This is a genomic window from Erysipelothrix aquatica (genome assembly GCF_009828775.2).
Taxonomy (GTDB): Bacteria; Bacillota_I; Bacilli_A; order Erysipelotrichales; family Erysipelotrichaceae; genus Erysipelothrix; species Erysipelothrix aquatica.
In genome coordinates this window covers 20,325-41,479 of the sequence record NZ_WTSY02000015.1, presented here as the reverse complement: position 1 = coordinate 41,479, position 21,155 = coordinate 20,325, and the positions used below count along the sequence as shown (strand labels likewise).

Here is a 21,155-nt window from a genome sequence, read left to right as displayed (position 1 = left end):
TCACCAATCTATTTTATAATGTTGCAAATGGAGGCAATCACTATGACCTATGAAGAAACGATGGAATTCCTTAAGACACATGCAAGTCCATCCCGGCGCAAATCAATGATCAAACAAGGAGCACCTGAAACGACATTGGGTGTAACGTTGGGCCCAGTTCGAAAACTCGCAAAAACAATTGGAATCCATCATGAACTCGCCCTTCAGTTATGGAAAAGTGAAGTCGTGGATGCGCAGCTATTAGCTGTCATGCTTCTGGACCCGAAACAAATATCGGTAGTAACAGCCATCTCAATGATCGGTCAAGCAGCATATGAACCGTTACAAGATGATCTCATGTTTCGAACACTTGTAGCAATTCCAGACTCCGATGCTTTGAAAAAAGAACTTAAGGAAGATGCACGAGATGCATTTGGACGCGCATACTGGAGTATGGTTGTGCATGAAATCGGTCATGATGAAACGTTGGAGGCAGATCGAATTGAGGTCATATTGGACGCAATTGAAGCTGGGCTTGTAGCAGCATCACCACAAACACAATGGATGATGAATCGGGCGTTGAGTGAAATTGGATTTCGCTATGCCGATTACACACAAAGATGCATAATGATTGGTGAATCGTTAGGGGTGTATCGTGATATGAAGGTAGCGCCAGGATGTACTTCAGCATATGCTCCAGCATGGATCGAAGCGGTCCTAAGTCGAAAACGAAAATAAAGAGCCCAAAGAGACATTGCTGATTCTTAAGTAAAGACTCAAATTAAGTTTAAATAGACGGATAGCAAAAAGGGATAAAACTTCGAAAATTATCCCTTTTTCTTTGTCCAATATGGCAAAAGCGTTCTGAACTCGTGGAAATTATAATTAGAGTACAAGGAGTATAGTCACAAGCCTATACAAAGTCATGGTGATACTTATGAGTCAGATACACAAACTACCCGCAACGCCCCACACGGTACATTGGGGATATTATGACAAGAGTTGGCAACCAGCGCTTGTAGTGAAATCAGGAGATATAGTAGAAATTGAAGCAATATGCCACCAATCAGGAGACGCCCCCGAACTCTTGATGGATGAAGCAATTGCTGCAATTTATGATGCGTTTCCAAATCGGAATATGGGAGATCATATCGTAACGGGACCAATTTATATCGAAGGTGCAGAACCTGGGGATGTATTGGAGGCAAAAATACTTGACCTTCAACCTCGGATGCCTTACGGTTCAAACGTACTTGCGAATTGGGGAGAATTGGCAGATGCATTTGACCAAACAGAATACATCTACATCTATAAAATCAATGAAGATGGGGTAACTGCATCTCCAGAATTTATGTATGCATACCCTGGAAAGATTGAAAAACCAGGACAAATTCGTTATGAATCTGAAGTTGAGCGAATCGCAGTCACAGACGCCATTAAGATTCCGCTTAACTTACATTTCGGGATTGCCGGAGTGACGCCGAAAGAGATAGGTAAAGTAGACACAACTCATCCCAAGTATTTCGGAGGGAATGTTGATAATAAAAATTTTGTAGTGGGAACATCCATGTACTATGAAGTCAACAATCCCGGCGCTGGCTTTTATGTTGGCGATAGTCATTTTGCGCAAGGCGATGCTGAACTTAGTGGAACAGCGATTGAAGGCAGTGTTAATGGTCGCATTCAACTCATTCTTCATAAAAATATGAAATTAAAAGAGAATCCAATATTAGAAACTGATACGCATTGGATGGTCCACGGATTTGATGCAGATTTAGATAAAGCAACACACCAAGCAGCCCTAGAGGGGGTTGAATTCTTAGCCCAACACTACGGTGTATCACGCACCCTGGCATACTCAATTTTAAGTGTTCATGCTGATTTCCATATTAGCCAAGTCGCAAATGGTGTCAAAGGGGTCCATTGCCGGATTCGAAAAGACATCTTCCAGTAATCTGAACCTGAAATGGTCTTAGATTCATTTTAAACACGCAAAATTGCGTGTTTTTTTCTAAGATAGGTTATAATACGTACAAGAGGTATAAATATGACATCATTCAATAAATTTGGACTGGATCCAAAAACATTACAAGCACTAGAAACATTAGGCTATACAGAGCCAACAGACGTACAATTAGAAACGATACAACCCATTCTTGATAAACGTGATGTACTCATTAAATCACAAACTGGGAGTGGAAAAACGGCAGCATTTGGAATACCGGTTGTCGATAGAACATCCTGGGACATTCGAACACCACAAACCATTGTCTTAACACCAACACGTGAACTTGCATTACAAGTTCGTGATGAACTGACAAATATTGGACGCAATAAACGTCTAAAAGTCCAAGCGGTATATGGTAAAGACTCATTTGAACATCAACGCCGTGACTTGGCACAACGAACACATATTGTGGTGGCAACACCCGGTCGTCTTTTTGATCACTTAACACAAGAAACAATCAATGTTTCTGAAGTAACAACGGTTGTTTTAGATGAAGCAGATGAAATGCTCAGTATGGGTTTCTTAGAACAAATTGATGATGTTTTACAATATATGCCAGAGGGAATCCAAATTATCCTATTATCAGCGACATTCCCTGAAGCAATTAAGACATTTGCAGAAAGTATTCTGAACGATCCAATCACCGTAAGCATTGATGCCCAAAATGATGTAAGCACACGGATTGTGCAAGAGGCATACACCGTCGACGAAGCAGATAAAATTGCACTCCTTGAATCCGTTTTAATTGTAAAAAATCCGGATCATGGTCTCATCTTCGCAAACACCAAAGAAAAAGTAGATCAGATTGAATCACAACTTCAAGAAGCTGGAGTTGATATTCGCAAACTTCACGGTGGTATGGATCAAAAAGAGCGCACAAAAACAATTCACGCATTTAAGACGGGTCAATTCCGATTCTTAGTTGCGACAGACGTTGCATCACGCGGTCTTGATATTGATGATGTGAAGATTGTCGTAAACTTTGATACACCACATCATTTGGAAACATACACCCACCGTATTGGCCGTACGGCACGCTTAGATAAAGAGGGACTTGCTGTTTCGTTATTGAGCCGTGATGATCAATATTGGATTCAAGAAAATGGCACGGACTCAATGTATGAAATCCTTGATATGAAACATCCGAGTGCATCACTAGTAGAAGCACGTAAAGAAATGTTCTTAAATAAACAGAATCGAAAACAAAAACCACGCAAAACAAAGGGTGCAAATTTTGAAGCCGAAATTATGAAGCTCCATATCCGTGGTGGAAAAAACCAAAAAATTCGTCCTGGAGACATTGTTGGTGCAATCACAAGCCTTGCAGGAATGAATGCGGATGATATTGGCGTTATTTCAGTGTTGGAAGATTCTTCGTATGTTGATATTCATAATGGCAAAGGAGAACAAGTTCTCAAACACCTTAAAACACATTCTATTAAAGGGAAACCACGTCGCGTTCAAAAAGCGGTCAACGCGTCCTTACGATAATATGTATACGCCTGTTCAAATACCTACGTATCTTCATGATACCTTCTCGGAATATATTAATTACTACGAAACCGAATTGACGTCATTCGATGCGTGGGTTATTTGTATGTGGCATTTTCATCAAGTCAAGCCAATACCTAAAGGCCATTCCGTTACAAATATCATTGTTGCGGATGCCTGTATAGATTGTATTGTTGATCAAAAAAACCAGACAATCTTTTTGTCTGGTTTATCGACTATGTATCATGATGTCATTACCGAACACCCGGGTGATTCATTTGGCATCAGAATGCGTCCAGGGGCTGCTCACGCGCTTTTTGGTATCCACGCAACCGAAGCCATGGATAAACCGTTTGACGTGACAGACCGTCTTGTAGACTCATCTTTTTGGAATCTTAGTGTTCAAGAACAAGAAGGTGTGCTCACGACAAATCTTGAAACGCTAAGTATTAAAACAACATCGCATCAAGCACTCGAATGGTTTGAGGTACTTTTCAATGATCTTTACTTGAGTAGTGTTGATACAATTTCAGCGCATTTTGGTTATAGCTCCAAGCATATGAATCGTCTGTTTCTACAATATTATGGGATGAACGTTAAGGCGGTGGTGATGGTTATCAGAATGCAAAAAGCACTGTCTCATCTAATCAATGACCCATCCGAAGCGTTAACGACATTAGCATTAGAGATGGGCTACTACGATCAATCCCATTTCATCAATGACTTAAAGCTAAATTTAGGAATGACTCCTTACGCCGTATTAAAACGGCTTGAAGATGTCCATTTTTTCCAATAGAATTTAATAGTAATCTGCGATACTAATATTAAGGAGGAAAACGATGAAACTAGAACGAATGACACCGAATTTAATGGTAAGCAGCATTGAACAAAGCATCCACTTTTATCATAATACGCTTGGATTTGACGTTGTGGATCGTGTCGAAAATAATTTTGTCATTTTGGGGCGTGACAATGTCTTGATTATGATGGAATCAATGGAAGCAATGGTCCAGGAGTATCCAGTACTCAAACATGACGCCCTGAAGGCTAGTATTGCGCTCTATTTTCGATTTGATGACATTGAGGCACTCGTAGCAACCTTGAAGGAAAAGGGCTATCAAATGCCAGATATCTATGAAACGTTTTATGGAACGTTGGAAACTTATTTAGTTGATCCGGATGGTTATGTATTAACACTTTCAGGTGAAAAACAATGAGCCCGCAAGCAGTAAAAGCGCTTTGTGAATCATTTCCAAGTGCGCGTTTCGAATTTAAAATCGAATGGGAAACCGAAGTTGCATTTGTAGCAGATAAGCTCTTTGCAATTCATGGTTTTGATAAAGAAAATTATCGGATTTTAACGTTAAAAGCAAAACCAGAGGATGGTGAGTATTTGCGGCAGAACTATGAGACCATTATTACAGCGGGTTATCATATGAATAAACGCCATTGGATATCAGTTCGATTGGATGAAATTCATGACGATGAACTCGTACAACAACTTGCTTTAAACTCATACAATCTCATTGTGGATAAATTACCCCGTCGTATTAGGGAAACATTGTAAAAAAGAGACTTCCATTGTGGAAGTCTCTTTTTTTTTAGTTCGTTATTCTTTGGTGTTCGCAAGTAGGCGTAAGCCGTTGAAGATAACAACTAAGGTACTACCTTCGTGAACAAGGACACCTAATGGTAATGTCATTTTACCGAATATGTTCAAGAGAACTAAGGTTAAAACAACTAACATTGAGAACCATATGTTCTGCATGACAATTTTATCAAGTCGTTTGGAGACACGGTGTGCATATGCGAAGTTTGTCATGTCATTTTGCATGAGTACGGCATCAGCGACATCGATAGCGATATCAGTTCCATCACCCATCGCAACTCCAATATCGGCTTTAACAAGTGCAGGTGCATCGTTAACTCCATCACCAAGCATGGCTACAACACCATATTTAGCTTGCAACGATTCAACAATTGCTGATTTATTTTCTGGTAAAACGTTTCCAATAACTTCATCGATACCGATTTGTCGTCCAACAGCTTGTCCTGTCAGTTCAGAATCACCAGTAATCATAACTGTATGAATGCCTTGACTGCGTAAGTATTTGATAACAGCAACTGATTTCTCATTTGGAACGTCCATCATTGCAATCATTCCAACTACAAGGTCATCAGCGGAGAAGTAGACAACAGTCTTACCGTCATTTGAGTAACGGTCATTGTGGTCTTCAATGGCATCTGGAACATTATCAAATGTTTCGGGTTTACCGATTCGATAGTTGATACCTTCATGACGTGCAATGAGTCCTTTTCCAATGACATTTTCAACTTCAAGTTCATAATCAAATGTTGCGGAGTAGTAATTTAAGATTGCATTCGCTAATGGGTGATTTGCTGTTTTTTCCATTGCAACAATCACATCTTCGTATAGAGTCATTGTTTCTTGATCAATATCTTCAGTAAAATAGATGTCAGTAACAACTGGTTTCCCAGCTGTCAATGTACCCGTTTTATCAAAAGCAACAGCTTTAACTTCGCTAAGATTTGATAAGAATGATCCCCCTTTGAAGAGAACACCACGTTTTGCTAAGTTTGAAATAGCAGATAGTGTCGCAGGAATCGCAGCAGCTGCTAGAGCACAAGGTGATGCAACTGTTAAGAAGACCATGCCGCGGTAGAAGCTTGTATCCCAACCCCAACCGAGAACAAATGTTCCGAGAAGAATAAAGATTGGAACAATAATCAGAACGATTGTAACGTAGATTGGTTCGAGTTCTTTAATTTTTGTAGCCGTTTTAGAAAGGTTGGATTGTGATTGGTTAACCAATTCCACAATTTTAGCAAAGACGGTTTCAGAACTGTCTTTCGTAACTTCCATAATAAATGTTGAGTTTCCATTAATGGTACTTCCGAAGACTGTATCACCGGTTGTTTTTTCGCGCGGAATACTTTCTCCGTTAATGGATGATTCATCAATGGTTGCGACCCCAGAGATGATTACACCATCGGTAGCGATCTGGTCACCGTTTAGAACTTGAAGGTGATCCCCAACTTTTAGTTCATCGACAGCAACGACTTCAATGGTTCCATCTTGGAGCATTCTGCGTGCTTCGGTAGGATTCATTTTGAGAAGGTTTGTAATTTCTCGTTTACTACGATTTTCTGCGTAGTCTTCAAGGAAGTGAGCTGCTGCAAAGATAACAATCAGCAATGCACCTTCTTCAAAGTTACCAATGAGTGATGCCCCAAATGCTGCAAGTGTCATTAATATATGGATGTTTGGTGCAAATTTCTTTAAACGCCGTGTTTCGGTAATTGTACTTCCAAATCCTTCGATAATAATGTGGTATCCCGATGCCAACATTGCAACAAAGTAGAATGTATTCTGGAGCATCCCTGCTTGTAAGAATAATGCCCCGATAAAGAAACCGAGTCCAATAAAGAACATAATTACTGGAAGGTTTCCGTGGTTGTGTTCATGTCCATGGTTATGATCGTGATTGTGATCTTGTCCATGTTCGTGTGAATGTTTGTGTGCCATATGTTTACCTCCTTACATATGAGTATGTGTTCATATGTTCATTATAAACGATGATATTGGAAATTGCAACTTTTCTCGAAAATCTGTTAAAAGTTTTTCATAATCGTTGAAAAGCATCGGGTTAAAATCGCGAGTATGCTATAATATATAAGAATTTAACAAACAAATTTAAGATTGGAGATTATGACATATGGGAATGAATAAAGAATGGAATGATGTGAAGCTTTTCCACGAAAAGTTTAATCACCCCGTTTCCAATAAACCTACATTCATGGCAAAAGAACGTGCAGAAAAACGTTATAAGTGGATGCTTGAGGAAATTAATGAATTCTTGGAAGCCGATGAAATTGTTGAACAAGCAGATGCAATGATTGACACAATCTATTTTGCACTGGGAACATTGGTTGAAATGGGCGTTGAGCCGGAAGCATTATTTGAAATAGTTCAGCATGCAAATATGTCGAAACTTTGGGAGGATGGGAAACCTCACTATAATGAAGACGGAAAAACGATTAAACCACAAGGTTGGGAAGATCCCCATCCAAAATTAAAAGACGCAATCGAAAAAATGAAATAATCATAAACCAGCATTGCATCGCAATGTTGGTTTTGTTGCATAGGGAGGTAAGGCAATGATTAAATTAATAGCAAGTGATATTGATGGAACTTTAATAAACAGCAATCATGAAGTGAGTGATTACACCAAAAAAATTATTCATGAAGCACGGAAACAAGGAATACAGTTTGCGTTAGCAACCGGACGTGACCATGAAAGTGCGAGTGGTATTGCACGACAACTTGGTATTGAAGGTGATGATACAGCCATAATTTGCTTAAACGGTCTACGTGTTGATAATGATTCACGAGACTACCATTACCATGCACCGACCATGACCTATGAAGATTGCGAGCTAAAAGAAGCAATCGGAAACAAATATTTTATGGGAGTGCTCTATTGTTTTGAAGATAAGATTTATTATCATATGGATGATGTAGCATTCCAAGATTACCAGTTGGGAATTTCTGAGCAACAATTTAAATTCTTTAACGAATCTCTCAATGCCGAAAAAATTACAGGATTAAAAGATATCAAACATCTCTTTGAAACAGGACATCAAATTTTAAAAATGGTTTATATTCAAAATGGCGATTATACCGAATTGGTAAAAGAACGCATTGCAAAAGAATTTGACTCCCGTTACAATTTATTGATTGTTGGAGATGGATGGGCAGAGATTATGCCACGCTCAGTGAACAAAGGGGATGCCATTCTAAACTATGCTGCTTCTTTAGGCATCAAACCAGAGGAAGTTATGACATTTGGTGATAGCGATAATGACCTAACGATGATTGCGAAAGCAGGATGTGGTGTCGCAATGGCCAATGCACGCGAGAATCTCAAAACGATTGCAGACGCAATTACACTTTCAAATGATGAAGATGGTGTAGCAGATTATATTGCCAAACATGTGCTTCATCAATAATAAAAAAACGCCGTGATCATTCACGGCGTTTTTAAGGATTAATTTATACTATCCACAATGGATTCTAGAGACCAAAAGAGGCGGTCCAAGGGTCCATTTTTTATGTCTTGCTTCACTTGGTTCGCAGTTTCCGGGTCATCGGTAATGATACCATTCACGTTTGTACGAATATACACTTCCATAAGATCAGAGGTATTGATTGTCCATGCATAGAGGGCTTTTTTCTGATTCTTAATATCGTTGACAGCACGCGTTGTGATAGAAGTATCTTCGATAGAATAGAAATCGATAGGCATCGGTTCAATGCCACCAAGGTTAAATCCAATAATATATCCCGTGTATGCATTGGGGAACATTTCCTTGAAAGTTACAATTGCGTTTTTATCGAGACTTTGGAATGAAACCATATGTTCCATATCTGCATCGCGAATGATTTGCATGATATTCGCAAGATAGTCAGGACTGTCTGTTTTATGTGCTTTAATTTCGACCATAATCTTTTGATTGAGAGAACGAGCAAGTTCCATATATTCTTTGAAAGTTGGGATCGTTGATTCGTGTCCCTTGCTAATAAGTTTCTCTTTTGAAAGTTCTTCCCATGTGTAAGGGTAGATGGCGTTGGAATTTGTTCCAACACGTTTTAAATCAGGATCATGGAAAACAACGATAGTTCCATCTGAAATCTCTTGAACGTCCATTTCAACGTAATCTGGCTTGAATTCACTCGCGTATTGCAGGGACTCTAAAGAGTTCTCCACAGCACGTTTCGTATCACCGCGGTGGGCAACTATTTGTGTATCGTTTCGAAGTTCATTATTGGGCATATCCATATACAGAAGTGCAGAAAATCCAAGATAAACAAAGATGACGCCAACGTTAATGATCTGTAGACGACGACGTGATTTCGGTGTTAACGTATGGATATGAATTTGTGTGCCCTTAATTTCGTGATAGCTCACAGTAACAGTTTGAATGAGCCAGACACTTGCGAATGCGATCGTGGTGAATGTCCAGAAGATGACTAAGGTATTTGTAACCGTTTCAATGATAAATTGATATTGGGGTAAGACTGTTTCGATAAATGATCCAGAAACAAGGAGTACCATAGAACCGACTAAAATTGACAAGACCGAAAGGAATCCAATCGCCGCCACGATTTTAAGAATGGTGAACTCTTGGCGACGGGTCATTTTCCAACTACGTTTGAGTGCTTCAAAGAAATTGACATCTTCATTATAGAAAATGATGATAGCATAGAAAAGTCGCAAGTTGAGATAGAAAAGAATCCATCCCAAAGTAATGTATGCATACTTCATCCATGCAAATTCATAGATAAAATCAATTAAGAAAAGTGGTATTTGCAAACTGGATGTTACTGTAGACGTTAATCCGATATTTCCAAACGGCATAATTATAAAGATATAGACTAAGAAAATTGGAATGTCTTTTGCACGGAGCCGTTTTAAGGGTGCAAAGATTGATTTTACGGTTAAGGCTTCAGGATGGTATTTACGATCAGCAAACGCAAGAATTGCAATCAATTGAACAACACCAATACTTCCAAGCACGACAACCATTACCAGTAATAGAATAACCGCGATAGGATTGAATAAGATGCCTAAAAAGTTTTCATTATTGATTCCGTGAACTTTCGCACTGACAAGTGCCAGATCGAAGAGTCGATTTGTAATTTGTTTGGTTAATAATATAACCATGGTTTCTGCTAAAATCGCAACGACCAAATAACGCCACATATCAAAACGTATGTATTTAAAGGTCGATTTAAAGATATCGCGCACTTTTATTTTCTGCTTCATAGCTACCTCATCTCTACTTTAGGGGATATGCCTGTTTAAAATATTCAGGAATATCGACGTGATACGATACACGTTGGCGTGTTCGCGGATGGATAAACTGGAGTTGATAAGCAACAAGATAATGCCCTGATGATTTGTCATCATCAATTCCATACAAAGGATCGCCTAACAAAGGATGACCAGAATATGCTGCATGCACACGAATTTGATGTGTGCGACCGGTATACAAATGACACTCAACTAGCGTCATCGTATCAAACCGTTGCTTCACAATAAAATCGGTTTTAGCATATTTACTGTTCTTCTCAGTAACACTCATTTTCTTTGTGTTTAAGGGATCCATACCAATTGGCGCTTCAATTGTAATCATAGCGTCTTCAATAACACCATGGACCAAAGCAAGATAGGTACGGGCCATCGTTTTATCCACAAGTTGGTCTGCTAAAAATGTATGAGCTTTATCGTTTTTTGCAATGACAAGAAGACCTGAGGTATCGCGGTCAATACGATGCACCATCCCAGGCTTAACAACATCATCCCCTTGATTCAAGTAATGAACTAAGCCATGCAAAAGCGTGGGTTCATGAACACCTTTCCCAGGGTGAACTACGAGCCCACGTTGCTTATTAAGGACCAAAATATCAGGGTCTTCAAAAACTATATCCAAAGGCATCGCAACACCTTCAAGTGTTGAGGCTTTGACGTGATAGTCTTCTGCTTTGATTATATCATTCATTTTCACTTTATACTTCGATTTTAAGCATGTATCGTTACCGTATACGATACCATCTTTAATCATCTCTGATGCCTTACTTCGTGAAAGGTTAAGTTTTTCACTGATAAACACATCAATGCGTTTGCCAATATCGGCTTTGGTTACTGTCCAATGATTCATAGTTCGACTCCGTTTTCTCTTTATTTTATCCTATGAAAGTCAGTGAATCAAGGTAGTCAACCAAGCAATAATTGTGTACAATAGTTGAGGAAAGCTGAGGGAATATAATGAAGAAATTAATCACTTTGGTGACATTAATGTTTGTACTTGTTGGTTGTGGATCAAAAACAGTAACAACGTCACCAGCAGAAATTGGTAAAGCAGTTGAGGGAAATGCATTATCTTATGAAATAATCTCAATTGAAGCAAATACAGGTTTAAAACCAACAGCAGCACCTTCTGATAAATTGGAATACCCTATTAAAGAAGAGGGTACAGTTTGGGTTAGTGTAAAAGCTAAAGTAACCAACAATACTAAAGATGAATTAGATTCAAAAACTGATCTTTTAGGAACACTAAAAGTTGGTTCAGAAGTCATCAAAACAACAACATTCTTCGAGATTAGTAATCAAGAAAAATTCAGTCAGTTTGAACGACTCCAACCCAAAGCAGATGCTGTAATTCAATTTGCAGCCCAAGTTCCTGCTGATGTTTTAAATCAAGAACTTACATTTGACGTCAATGTTAAAGATGCATTAGCGATCAGTAATACATTCAAAGTTGCACAGTAATGATTATAATTGGGCCCTATCACCCATAAAAACACCCTAGTGGAGAAAAATTCCAATCAGGGTGTTTTTTTTGTTAGTTATTATTGTGACCGCATTTACAATTATCAGTTTCACAGTTACATTTTGTTGTTTGATTCGGTAAGCAACTGCAGGGTACAGAATCAACAAACTCTTTTGCTTCGAGAGCTGCGAGAATAATTTCTCGGTCTTTTTTTGACAGGTTGTGGGTGTCGATTACTTTTGCGATTGCACCACCAACAGCGCTATTACAAATTGATGTAAATAGTTTGTCGACGCGATTGGATACACTTTCCTCTTCTGTTACAAGCGGTAAGTAAATGAAACGGTTACCATCTTTACGTGTATCTAAGTATCCTTTTTTGACGAGTCGTCCCAAAAGGGTTTTAGTCGTTGCTACTTCCCAATTTTGTGTGTCTTTGAGAACTTCTGAAACGCTGCGGCTGGTTGCTTCATCAAGGCTCCAAATGACACGCATTACTTCCCATTCAGCTGAGGATGCTGTTGTTATATCTTCCATAGTTATCACTTCCTTACTATTAGTTTACAGTTGTAGACAAAATGTGTCAAGAAATTCACTTTAATTCCTAACCATCTATATTCACTGTGAATTATAACTATTGCTAAGGTTGTATTGATCAAATATAGACTCCCTCCGAAATGTCATACTTAAGTCACAATTAATGATTCGTACTTTGCTACGATGAGGGTGGTAACGAGCCATTTACATGATGAAAATGCATGTAATTTGACATATATCGTTTACAGTTGTAAACTATAAGAAAGTGGAGGGATTAATATGACAGAAAAAAATAAGAGTGAAAACAAAGAAGCAATGCACGATCATAGCCACCATGACCATTCAAGCGATGGAAAAGGAACTATGAGTCATGATAATCATTTAGAACATATGGATCATTCGGAACATATGGATCATTCGGAACATATGGATCATTCGGAACATATGGATCATTCGAAACATATGGATCATTCAGGACATGGAGATCATTCAGGACATGGAGATCATTCAGCACATGGAGAACATTCAGGGCATGACCATTCGGGACATGGTACAGCATTCAAACAAAAGTTTATCGTTTCTTTGTTCTTTGGTGTTCCAATACTCTTTCTTGCACCAATGATGGGGGTAACCCTTCCTTTCCAATTTACATTTCCAGGAAGTGAGTGGGTTGTCGCAATTCTAGCGACCGTTCTATACTTCTATGGTGGACAGCCGTTCCTAGCAGGAGCGAAATCAGAGTTAAAATCTAAAAATCCAGCAATGATGACATTAATATCATTGGGGATATCCGTCGCATATATTTATAGTATGTATGCATTCGTAATGAATACAGTGCTCGGCAGTCCCGTGCACATCATGGACTTCTTTTGGGAACTTGCGAGCTTAATTCTCATTATGCTACTCGGTCACTGGATTGAAATGGAGGCAATTTCGAATGCCGGTAATGCGTTACAACGAATGGCCGAATTGCTTCCAAGTGATGCAACTGTGCTCCTTGAAAATGGAACGACAGAAGTTCGTTCGTTGAAAGATATCACAATCGGCGATAAAGTCATCATTAAAGCAGGAGAAAATATGCCAGCAGATGGTGTGATTGTAGATGGAAAAACATCTGTCAATGAATCGATGATTACCGGTGAATCACGAGCTGTTCAAAAGAAACCAGGTGATAAAGTTATTGGTGGATCTGTTAATGGATCTGGAACGCTTACCGTTGAAGTAACGGGAACCGGTGAATCAGGTTTCCTTGCTCAAGTAATGACGCTCGTCGATCAGGCATCTAAAGATAAATCTAAAGCAGAATCAATGGCTGATGTGGTTGCAAAATGGTTATTCTATATCGCAGTTGTTGTGGGTATCTTAGCATTGATTATTTGGTCAATACTTACCAATGTGAATACTGGAATTGAACGCATGGTTACTGTCCTTGTTATTGCGTGTCCTCATGCATTGGGATTGGCAATTCCATTAGTAACAGCACGATCAACATCATTAGGAGCTCAAAACGGGTTACTTATCAAGTCACGCCAAGCGCTTGAAGTTGCACAAAATATTGACGTCATCATGATGGATAAAACAGGAACATTAACCGAAGGAAACTTCGTTGTTACAGATTACCGTTCATTTGATGAGTCATATTCCAAAGAAAAAGTACTACAATACTTCGCAACCTTAGAACAGTCATCATCCCATCCATTAGCAGTTGGAATTCTTGATGAAGCAGAAGCGCAAGGCATCACACTCTTGAAGGCAGAAAATGTCACGACAATTGCAGGGATTGGTCTTGAAGGAACGCTTGAAGGTCACGACGTGAAAATCACAAGTGTGAAATATCTTCAAAACAATAATATTCCATATGATGATGCAGCCTTTAAGGCGTTATCAGGTGAAGGTTATTCTATTAGTTTCTTACTCGTGGATGATCGCAATACGGGTTGGATTGCTCAAGGAGACGAAATCAAAGAAGACTCTCGTGAGATGATTCGTCAACTCAAAGCACTAGGTATCAAACCAGTAATGTTAACGGGTGATAATAAACAAGCAGCTCAAGTGATTGCTAAGAATCTTGGTATCGATGATGTTCATGGTGAATTGATGCCAGAAGACAAAGAACGCATTGTTCGTGAGTATCAAGATCAAGGGCTGACCGTCATTATGGTTGGTGATGGTGTTAACGATGCGCCAAGTTTAGCACGTGCCAACGTCGGTGTAGCAATTGGTGCTGGAACGGATGTAGCAATCGATTCAGCGGACGTTATTCTTGTTAAGAGTAATCCTTCGGATATTCTTCATTTCGTGTCCTTAGCACGTAATACGTCACGTAAGATGAAAGAGAATCTACTTTGGGGAGCTGGATATAACTTCATTGCAATTCCATTGGCGGCTGGTATACTGGCGGGCGTTGGATTTATTCTGTCTCCAGCAGTTGGAGCTGTATTAATGTCACTTTCAACAGTTATCGTCGCAATCAATGCAATGCTTCTTAAAATAAAATAACTCGCTTCGGCGAGTTTTTTTATTTAGATAGGAATGTGGCGAACGGTTACTTATTTAAAAATATGACCGTTCGCCATACATAAACGACCGCTAATACAAAGAATCTTTACAATAAAACTGGTTCATATTAGATTATGCAAAAATCGAGGAGAGATGCCAGTGATTCGAGTTCAATTAAACATCCGAAATCGGAATTCAAACATACGTGTTAAAGAAATTTTAGTGCTATATCAAGATTTGTTCAATCAGCCCTTCACCGTTATTGATTCGCCAGAAAATGTAGATTTGATGATTGCGGATTGTATTATGAAATATCATGATCCCTGTAAGACAATTTTAATAGGGTTTGATGTTCCATCCTATCACTGTATTCAGTCCTGCCACCACAAAGAACAGATTCTCAAAGCAATTCGAAAAATTATCAATCGACCAAAGTATGAACCCCAAGAGATAACGCTTGGTAAACGTCGTGTTGTGCGCATTGATGTCGGGATGATTTGTGTTATTGAAACAAGAGGACGCAGGCTGTCGATTAAAACAGCGACCGATGAATATCTTGATACGAATACAATCTCATATTGGCAAGACTATCTTGAAGCATGGCCGTTTTTGGAAATCTATCGAGGGGTTCTGGTAAATTTATGCCAAGTTGTAACCGTCAACAAGGATCATGTCATTCTAAAAAATGGCCTAAAACTGCCAGTCGCACGTCGTCGCTATCAGGAAATACTAACGAAAATGCGCTATTTGACGAATGAATAAAAACATTGCGTCTTACGTTGAATCTCATTACAATACTACTATCGGGAACATAGGATACTACAGCATGTTAGGTGCTGAAATAGCGGATTATTCATAGTAAACCTATAAAATTAACTTGCTGGATACGAACTTTTTGATGTCAATGAACTTTTGAAAGGAGTCCAATGATTCATGTCCATGTTGATTTGCGTGACCGCTTTTCGCGTCGTTGCGTAAAAGAAGTGCTTGACTTATATTCCGAACTTAATGAAGAAACAATAACATATACTAAAGAGCCGCCGGTGGGTCTATACATTGTTGATTACGCAAATCACCGTTATGATCGCCGCAAAACGCTCCTCATCGGTTTTAAAATACCAAGGCACCATTGTCTTAAGAACTTAGATAACTGTCAGATGACCTTGCGGGTTGTGTCGCGACTAATCCAACGCCCACTTTACAACCCAGAGTTTGTCCAAGTGGGACGACGGGAGTGCTCGGTCGTGGATGTTTCTGAGATTTGCACAATTGAAACATGCAAACGCCATATTCTGATCCGAACACAAACAAGAGAGTACAAGGATCGAAGACCGATTCATTACTGGATTCATTTATTACGAAAATCGCCATTCATAGAGATCTATCGCGGTGTCGTTGTTAACTTGGCGGCTGTAGAGCGCTTAGAAACAGATTTTCTAGTCCTGAAAAATGGGATAAGACTACCAGTAGCGCGACGTCGTTACGCAAAAGTACAGAAAAGGTTAGGTCTTATTCAACAAATAAACTTGCACAAAAAATAATTACTCATTACAATAGAATTAACATGGAGGTGGCTGACATGATTCGTAGAGCTACAGTAGAAGACATTGATATTCTAATGGAATTGGACACACACGTCGAACGTGAAGAGTTTGAATCAAAACTTGAACTTGGACGTGTTCTGGTGTACGAAGTCGACGATAAAATTGTAGGTATCATTCGATACAATATGTTCTGGGATCAGTATCCATTCCTCAATTACTTTAAAATTCTAGAGCCTTACCGTCACCGCGGTTATGGTACTGAAATGATTAATTACTGGGAAACGGAAATGATGGCATTGGGAAATTACCTAGTTATGACTTCCGGAAGAGCAGACCAAGATGCACAGCATTTTTTTCGAGCACTAGGCTACCAAGATTCGGGAAACATACTCTTCCCGGGTGAAAATCTAGAACTCATCTTAATTAAGAACCTTATTAGATAGCAGCTCGGCTGCTATCTTTTTAATAAAAAAAGCACCTTTTTAGGTGCTTATATAAAATGGACAAACTAGGCGTTTGATTTAACGGAACTAAACATCTCAGTAAGTCTGATTTGTAAGAATTTCGCTTGATCTTCTGTCAATGGGTCAACTGGCGCATTGTGTCCAGGAACTGTTCCAATGTTAACTTGGATTGATCCATCGCCACCAATAATGACAACATAAGGAACACCAGTCATGCGTTGCTCTTCAGGTAATGAATTTGAGAATGCTTCAATACGTTTTTGAGCATCGGCATTTTGTGTGTAATCGTTGCCACGTGTATCAACATAGTTGATTGTGTGGTTTCCTGCTGCAGCAGCTTCTTCCATAACAGGAACAAGGGCGACACACCATGGGCATGTTTCAAATCCTAAATAGTAAATACCTTCAGTTTTATTCTCAAGTGCTGTTGCCATATCACTAGCACTCATTGCTTGGTAGTGGTGGTCTTTTTTATCAAAGCCTTTGTAACCTTTCATAATGTTTGTATTTGCCGATGTACATCCGACAAGTACCAACAACGAAACAACTGCTGTAAGCAATATTTTTCTCATAAATTAATTCTCCTTGTGTTTATTATAAGTAAAGTGGTACAAAATTCAACTAAATCAAAGTAAAATTGTGTGATATAATTGTGAAGACAAGATGAGGTAAAACTATGAGCTTATTTCAATGCCCGGTTTGTAAAAAACAACTGGTACTCCAAAACAAATCGTATGTGTGCGAAACAGGTCATCAATTTGATAGGGCAAAGGCTGGATATGTGAACCTATTACAGTCACAAAGTTCTAAATCTAAACAACACGGCGATGATGCCAAAATGATTCAGGCGCGAACTCAGTTCCTTAATGACGGATACTACGATGTATTTCGAGAAGCTCTTAAAGATATTGTAACAAAATATTCAGCGAATAGCTTGGCCGATGTTGGTTGTGGTGAGGGTTGGTATGCCGAACCGTTGCTTCAGCAGGAAAAAACTGTCTATGGAATCGATATTTCAAAACAAGCAGTCACCAGTGCTGCGAAACGAAATAAGAAAATGATGCTTGCAGTTGCATCGACTGCGAAGTTACCACTGATGGATAGTGCATTTGATCTCGCATATAGTATTTTTGCACCATTCTCATCTGATGAGGTCTATCGTATTCTGAAAAATGATGGACATTTCGTCGTGGTTTTTCCACTCGAAAAACATTTATGGGGACTGAAATCAATCCTCTATGATAAGCCCTACGAGAACGAGGTTGTATTGCCTACATATGAAGGGTTTGAATTGGAAACTCTCATTCGTGTTGAACATACCATTCATTTGACAGGACAAACGACCATCAATAATCTTCTGGCGATGACTCCGTATTATCATCGTACTCCGAAACATGCAATAGCGACCCTAGCGGCGTTGGATACACTCAGTACACCCATTCAATTTGGGTTCGCAATCTATAAAAAGAAATGAGCTGTTGCGTAGCGATTATACCAATATTTCAGACCACGTTAATAATCGGCGTGGTTTTTTAGAATAGTTTGTGTTTGGAAATTGACAATTCAAACCAAAACACATAAGATAAAGGCATAGCGATGAAAAGAAATAGTATTTATTGAAAACTATAAGAGAGCTGATGGGTGGTGCGAATCAGTAAGTGAACAATAAAGAACTCGTCTTGGAGCAGAATTTCTGAATTCAGTAAGAAATTCCGTAGCCCCGCGTTAAGGGATAGAGCGCTTGTCTCAAACATGAGATGAGAAATTAAGGTGGTACCGCGAGACATTCGTCCTTTGCAGGTGCTTTTTTTATTTTACAGGAGGAAAAACGATGTATAACCATTTAAAAATTGAACAAAAATGGCAACAATACTGGGAAGAAAACGAAACATTTAAAACAGATATTCGAAATTTTGATATCCCCAAATATTATGTCCTTGATATGTTCCCATACCCATCAGGGAATGGACTTCATGTTGGACATCCCCGCGGCTATACAGCCACAGATGTGTTAGCACGATACAAACGTATGAAAGGATTCAACGTTTTACACCCAATTGGGTGGGATGCTTTTGGCTTGCCAGCAGAGCAATTCGCATTAAAAACAGGAAATCATCCAGATGCATTTACGAAAGAAAATATTCAAAACTTTACGAAACAAATTAAGTCACTAGGACTTTCTTATGACTGGTCTCGTGAAATCTCAACGACGGATCCTCACTACTATAAGTGGACACAGTGGATCTTTACGAAACTCTACGACATGGGCCTAGCATATGTTGATGAGAAGCCTGTAAACTTCAGCCCTGACTTGGGAACCGTTCTTGCGAATGAAGAAGTTATCAACGGGAAAACGGAAGTCGGTGGATTTGATGTTATCCGTATTCCGATGCGTCAGTGGGTTTTACGTATTACAGAATACGCAGAACGCTTACTAGAAGATTTAGATTTGGTCGAATGGCCAGCATCAACTAAAGAAATGCAAATCAACTGGATTGGAAAATCGGTAGGAGCAAATGTAATCTTTAAAGTTGATAACCATGATTTAGAATTTACGGTATTTACAACACGTGCAGATACACTTTTCGGTGCAACCTATACAGTCCTTGCTCCGGAACATCCATTTGTAAGTCAAATTACGACTCCTGAGCAAAAAGAAGCGGTGGACGCGTATGTAGATCAAGTTATGCATAAGTCAGATTTAGAACGTACCGAGCTAAATAAAGACAAAACAGGTGTCTTTACGGGTGCCTATGCGATTAACCCGGTTAATGGGAAACAAGTGCCTATCTATATTGCAGACTATGTGCTCGCAGCTTATGGTACTGGAGCAATCATGGCAGTACCAGCACATGATCAGCGCGATTATGAGTTCGCAAAGAAATACAATATCGAGATGATTCAAGTACTTGAAGGCGGAAGCATCGCGGAAGCTGCATATACAGAAGATGGCAACCATATTAATTCAGGCTTCCTTGACGGTCTAAACAAAGAAGAAGCACTTGTAATCATGAATAAATGGTTAGAAGACAATAAATACGGTGAAGCAAAAGTTACCTATAAACTACGTGACTGGTTATTCTCCCGCCAACGCTACTGGGGAGAGCCAATTCCTATTGTTCATATGGAAGACGGAACCATGCGTACAGTTGATCTTGAAGATTTACCACTTGAACTTCCAGAAGTTGAAAACTACAAACCTGCACCGGATGGTCAATCACCACTAGCTAATGCTGGTGATTGGTTAGATGTTACTTTCCCAGATGGATCGAAAGGCCGTCGTGAGACCAATACAATGCCGCAATGGGCGGGGTCATGCTGGTATTACTTACGCTATATTGATCCAACCAATGAAGGAGCAATCGCCGATCCAGAACTTATTAATCACTGGATGGAAGTAGACCTTTACATGGGAGGTGCAGAACATGCAGTTCTTCACTTACTATATGCACGTTTCTGGCATAAAGTACTTTATGATATTGGCGTTGTGAATACGAAAGAACCATTCAAGAAACTCTTCCATCAAGGTATGATTTTAGGTGCAAATAACGAAAAAATGAGTAAATCTCGTGGTAATGTTGTGAATCCTGATGATATTGTTCGCAGTCACGGAGCCGATACGCTACGCGTTTACGAAATGTTTATTGGACCGCTAGATGGTGCAACTGCATGGAGTACTCAAGGACTTGATGGAAACCGTAAATGGTTAGATCGTGTCTGGCGTTTGCTTGTCGAATCAGGAAAAATTGTTGATGCGAATGATGGATCACTCGATTTCTCTTATAACCAAACAGTCAAAAAAGTCACTGAAGATATTGAATCATTTGGCATGAATACAGCATTAGCACAATTAATGACATTTATTAACGATGCTTACAAAGCCGAAACAATTTATAAAGAATATGCGGTTGGATTTGTTAAAATGCTAGCAGTATTTGCGCCTCATATCGGGGAAGAACTGTACACAATTTTAAGTGGAGAAACGGGAATCAGCTATACCGAATGGCCAACATTTGATGAAACGAAACTTGTGAAATCCGAGACTGAGATTGTCGTACAAATCAACGGTAAAGTCCGTGCTAAATTCATGGCAGCTACTGGACTTGATGATGATGCTCTAAAAGCACTCGCATACGAGCAACCTCAAGTTCAAAAGAACCTTGAAGGAATGCAAATTCTAAAAGAAATTGTTATCAAGAATAAAATCGTAAATATAGTTGTGAAACCTGCCTAAGGTTTTGTGAACAAAATACACAACTTTCACAAACTCATGTCTTT

20 protein-coding genes and 1 other annotated feature are annotated in these 21,155 nt (G+C 39.2%); of the genes, 15 read left to right on the top strand and 5 right to left on the bottom strand.

What is annotated here, in order from left to right; all coding sequences use genetic code 11:
- The first annotated feature begins 42 nt into the window (after window positions 1–42).
- The 6 genes from GVV20_RS05770 to GVV20_RS05745 all read left to right on the top strand — a co-directional run bounded on the left by GVV20_RS05770 (window position 43) and on the right by GVV20_RS05745 (window position 5,045).
- Window positions 43–717: a DNA alkylation repair protein gene (locus GVV20_RS05770; RefSeq protein ID WP_159740503.1), complete on the top strand. Its 675-nt coding sequence runs from the start codon at window positions 43–45 to the stop codon at window positions 715–717.
- A gap of 199 nt (window positions 718–916) precedes the next feature.
- Window positions 917–1,933: an acetamidase/formamidase family protein gene (locus tag GVV20_RS05765; RefSeq protein WP_159740504.1), complete on the top strand. Its 1,017-nt coding sequence runs from the start codon at window positions 917–919 to the stop codon at window positions 1,931–1,933.
- Between the two features lie 93 nt (window positions 1,934–2,026).
- Window positions 2,027–3,478 carry a DEAD/DEAH box helicase gene (locus GVV20_RS05760; RefSeq protein WP_159740505.1) on the top strand — a complete coding sequence of 484 codons (1,452 nt, stop codon included), beginning with the start codon at window positions 2,027–2,029 and terminating at the stop codon, window positions 3,476–3,478.
- Window positions 3,366–4,274: a helix-turn-helix domain-containing protein gene (locus GVV20_RS05755; protein WP_349252234.1), complete on the top strand. Its 909-nt coding sequence runs from the start codon at window positions 3,366–3,368 to the stop codon at window positions 4,272–4,274. Before GVV20_RS05760 ends, GVV20_RS05755 begins: the two co-directional genes overlap by 113 nt.
- Window positions 4,275–4,317: 43 nt before the next feature.
- Complete coding sequence (locus GVV20_RS05750) at window positions 4,318–4,695, top strand: VOC family protein (RefSeq protein ID WP_159740507.1); 378 nt, start codon at window positions 4,318–4,320, stop codon at window positions 4,693–4,695.
- A complete protein-coding gene (locus GVV20_RS05745; protein WP_159740508.1) occupies window positions 4,692–5,045 on the top strand; it encodes an MmcQ/YjbR family DNA-binding protein in 354 nt (117 codons plus the stop codon). The genes GVV20_RS05750 and GVV20_RS05745 overlap by 4 nt, the downstream gene beginning before the upstream one ends.
- Before the next feature lie 42 nt (window positions 5,046–5,087).
- On the opposite strand, the gene GVV20_RS05740 is transcribed toward GVV20_RS05745, so the two are convergent.
- Window positions 5,088–7,025 carry a heavy metal translocating P-type ATPase gene (locus GVV20_RS05740; RefSeq protein WP_159812750.1) on the bottom strand — a complete coding sequence of 646 codons (1,938 nt, stop codon included), beginning with the start codon at window positions 7,023–7,025 and terminating at the stop codon, window positions 5,088–5,090.
- 190 nt (window positions 7,026–7,215) lie between these two features.
- Here GVV20_RS05740 and GVV20_RS05735 point away from each other — a divergent pair, with 190 nt between their 5' ends.
- Both GVV20_RS05735 and GVV20_RS05730 read left to right on the top strand, forming a co-directional pair.
- Complete coding sequence (locus tag GVV20_RS05735) at window positions 7,216–7,602, top strand: pyrophosphohydrolase domain-containing protein (protein ID WP_159741405.1); 387 nt, start codon at window positions 7,216–7,218, stop codon at window positions 7,600–7,602.
- A gap of 55 nt (window positions 7,603–7,657) precedes the next feature.
- Window positions 7,658–8,509, top strand: a complete 852-nt coding sequence (locus GVV20_RS05730; protein ID WP_159741404.1) for a Cof-type HAD-IIB family hydrolase — start codon at window positions 7,658–7,660, stop codon at window positions 8,507–8,509.
- Window positions 8,510–8,547: 38 nt separating this feature from the next.
- Here the strand turns inward: GVV20_RS05730 and GVV20_RS05725 are convergent, their stop codons facing one another.
- Together GVV20_RS05725 and GVV20_RS05720 are read right to left on the bottom strand one after the other, a co-directional pair.
- Window positions 8,548–10,326 carry a glycerophosphodiester phosphodiesterase gene (locus GVV20_RS05725; protein WP_159741403.1) on the bottom strand — a complete coding sequence of 593 codons (1,779 nt, stop codon included), beginning with the start codon at window positions 10,324–10,326 and terminating at the stop codon, window positions 8,548–8,550.
- Between the two features lie 13 nt (window positions 10,327–10,339).
- Window positions 10,340–11,221: an RluA family pseudouridine synthase gene (locus tag GVV20_RS05720; RefSeq protein WP_159741402.1), complete on the bottom strand. Its 882-nt coding sequence runs from the start codon at window positions 11,219–11,221 to the stop codon at window positions 10,340–10,342.
- Window positions 11,222–11,328: 107 nt separating this feature from the next.
- On the opposite strand from GVV20_RS05720, the gene GVV20_RS05715 reads away from it, so the two are divergent.
- A complete protein-coding gene (locus GVV20_RS05715; RefSeq protein WP_159741401.1) occupies window positions 11,329–11,832 on the top strand; it encodes a hypothetical protein in 504 nt (167 codons plus the stop codon).
- Window positions 11,833–11,905: 73 nt separating this feature from the next.
- On the opposite strand, the gene GVV20_RS05710 is transcribed toward GVV20_RS05715, so the two are convergent.
- Window positions 11,906–12,370 (bottom strand): CopY/TcrY family copper transport repressor, encoded by a 465-nt coding sequence (locus tag GVV20_RS05710; RefSeq protein ID WP_159741400.1) that lies wholly within the window; start codon window positions 12,368–12,370, stop codon window positions 11,906–11,908.
- Window positions 12,371–12,649: 279 nt separating this feature from the next.
- Here GVV20_RS05710 and GVV20_RS05705 point away from each other — a divergent pair, with 279 nt between their 5' ends.
- The 4 genes from GVV20_RS05705 to GVV20_RS05690 all read left to right on the top strand — a co-directional run bounded on the left by GVV20_RS05705 (window position 12,650) and on the right by GVV20_RS05690 (window position 16,856).
- Complete coding sequence (locus tag GVV20_RS05705) at window positions 12,650–14,869, top strand: heavy metal translocating P-type ATPase (RefSeq protein WP_284693465.1); 2,220 nt, start codon at window positions 12,650–12,652, stop codon at window positions 14,867–14,869.
- Between the two features lie 159 nt (window positions 14,870–15,028).
- On the top strand, window positions 15,029–15,631 hold the full coding sequence (locus GVV20_RS05700) for a LytTR family DNA-binding domain-containing protein (protein ID WP_159741399.1): 603 nt from the start codon (window positions 15,029–15,031) through the stop codon (window positions 15,629–15,631).
- A 281-nt stretch (window positions 15,632–15,912) separates the two neighbouring features.
- Window positions 15,913–16,410 carry a LytTR family DNA-binding domain-containing protein gene (locus tag GVV20_RS05695; protein ID WP_236261975.1) on the top strand — a complete coding sequence of 166 codons (498 nt, stop codon included), beginning with the start codon at window positions 15,913–15,915 and terminating at the stop codon, window positions 16,408–16,410.
- Between the two features lie 38 nt (window positions 16,411–16,448).
- Entirely contained in the window at window positions 16,449–16,856 is a 408-nt protein-coding gene (locus GVV20_RS05690) for a GNAT family N-acetyltransferase (protein ID WP_159636130.1), read from the top strand.
- 65 nt (window positions 16,857–16,921) lie between these two features.
- Here GVV20_RS05690 and GVV20_RS05685 read toward each other — a convergent pair whose 3' ends face one another.
- Window positions 16,922–17,449 (bottom strand): thioredoxin domain-containing protein, encoded by a 528-nt coding sequence (locus GVV20_RS05685; protein WP_159812752.1) that lies wholly within the window; start codon window positions 17,447–17,449, stop codon window positions 16,922–16,924.
- Window positions 17,450–17,553: 104 nt separating this feature from the next.
- Here GVV20_RS05685 and GVV20_RS05680 point away from each other — a divergent pair, with 104 nt between their 5' ends.
- Complete coding sequence (locus tag GVV20_RS05680) at window positions 17,554–18,351, top strand: putative RNA methyltransferase (RefSeq protein ID WP_159740823.1); 798 nt, start codon at window positions 17,554–17,556, stop codon at window positions 18,349–18,351.
- A 113-nt stretch (window positions 18,352–18,464) separates the two neighbouring features.
- Window positions 18,465–18,675: a binding site (T-box leader), on the top strand.
- A gap of 33 nt (window positions 18,676–18,708) precedes the next feature.
- Window positions 18,709–21,111: a leucine--tRNA ligase gene (leuS, locus tag GVV20_RS05675; RefSeq protein WP_159740824.1), complete on the top strand. Its 2,403-nt coding sequence runs from the start codon at window positions 18,709–18,711 to the stop codon at window positions 21,109–21,111.
- The last annotated feature ends 44 nt before the right edge of the window (window positions 21,112–21,155 follow it).

Coding starts and splice junctions, on each gene's coding strand:
- GVV20_RS05685 (WP_159812752.1), bottom strand. CDS start 17,449: ATGAGAAAAATATTGCTTACAGCAGTTGTTTCGTTGTTGGTACTTGTC.
- GVV20_RS05730 (WP_159741404.1), top strand. CDS start 7,658: ATGATTAAATTAATAGCAAGTGATATTGATGGAACTTTAATAAACAGC.
- GVV20_RS05680 (WP_159740823.1), top strand. CDS start 17,554: ATGAGCTTATTTCAATGCCCGGTTTGTAAAAAACAACTGGTACTCCAA.
- GVV20_RS05735 (WP_159741405.1), top strand. CDS start 7,216: ATGGGAATGAATAAAGAATGGAATGATGTGAAGCTTTTCCACGAAAAG.
- GVV20_RS05750 (WP_159740507.1), top strand. CDS start 4,318: ATGAAACTAGAACGAATGACACCGAATTTAATGGTAAGCAGCATTGAA.
- GVV20_RS05715 (WP_159741401.1), top strand. CDS start 11,329: ATGAAGAAATTAATCACTTTGGTGACATTAATGTTTGTACTTGTTGGT.
- GVV20_RS05770 (WP_159740503.1), top strand. CDS start 43: ATGACCTATGAAGAAACGATGGAATTCCTTAAGACACATGCAAGTCCA.
- GVV20_RS05690 (WP_159636130.1), top strand. CDS start 16,449: ATGATTCGTAGAGCTACAGTAGAAGACATTGATATTCTAATGGAATTG.
- GVV20_RS05745 (WP_159740508.1), top strand. CDS start 4,692: ATGAGCCCGCAAGCAGTAAAAGCGCTTTGTGAATCATTTCCAAGTGCG.
- GVV20_RS05765 (WP_159740504.1), top strand. CDS start 917: ATGAGTCAGATACACAAACTACCCGCAACGCCCCACACGGTACATTGG.
- GVV20_RS05740 (WP_159812750.1), bottom strand. CDS start 7,025: ATGGCACACAAACATTCACACGAACATGGACAAGATCACAATCACGAT.
- GVV20_RS05710 (WP_159741400.1), bottom strand. CDS start 12,370: ATGGAAGATATAACAACAGCATCCTCAGCTGAATGGGAAGTAATGCGT.
- leuS (WP_159740824.1), top strand. CDS start 18,709: ATGTATAACCATTTAAAAATTGAACAAAAATGGCAACAATACTGGGAA.
- GVV20_RS05705 (WP_284693465.1), top strand. CDS start 12,650: ATGACAGAAAAAAATAAGAGTGAAAACAAAGAAGCAATGCACGATCAT.
- GVV20_RS05725 (WP_159741403.1), bottom strand. CDS start 10,326: ATGAAGCAGAAAATAAAAGTGCGCGATATCTTTAAATCGACCTTTAAA.
- GVV20_RS05755 (WP_349252234.1), top strand. CDS start 3,366: ATGTTGATATTCATAATGGCAAAGGAGAACAAGTTCTCAAACACCTTA.
- GVV20_RS05720 (WP_159741402.1), bottom strand. CDS start 11,221: ATGAATCATTGGACAGTAACCAAAGCCGATATTGGCAAACGCATTGAT.
- GVV20_RS05760 (WP_159740505.1), top strand. CDS start 2,027: ATGACATCATTCAATAAATTTGGACTGGATCCAAAAACATTACAAGCA.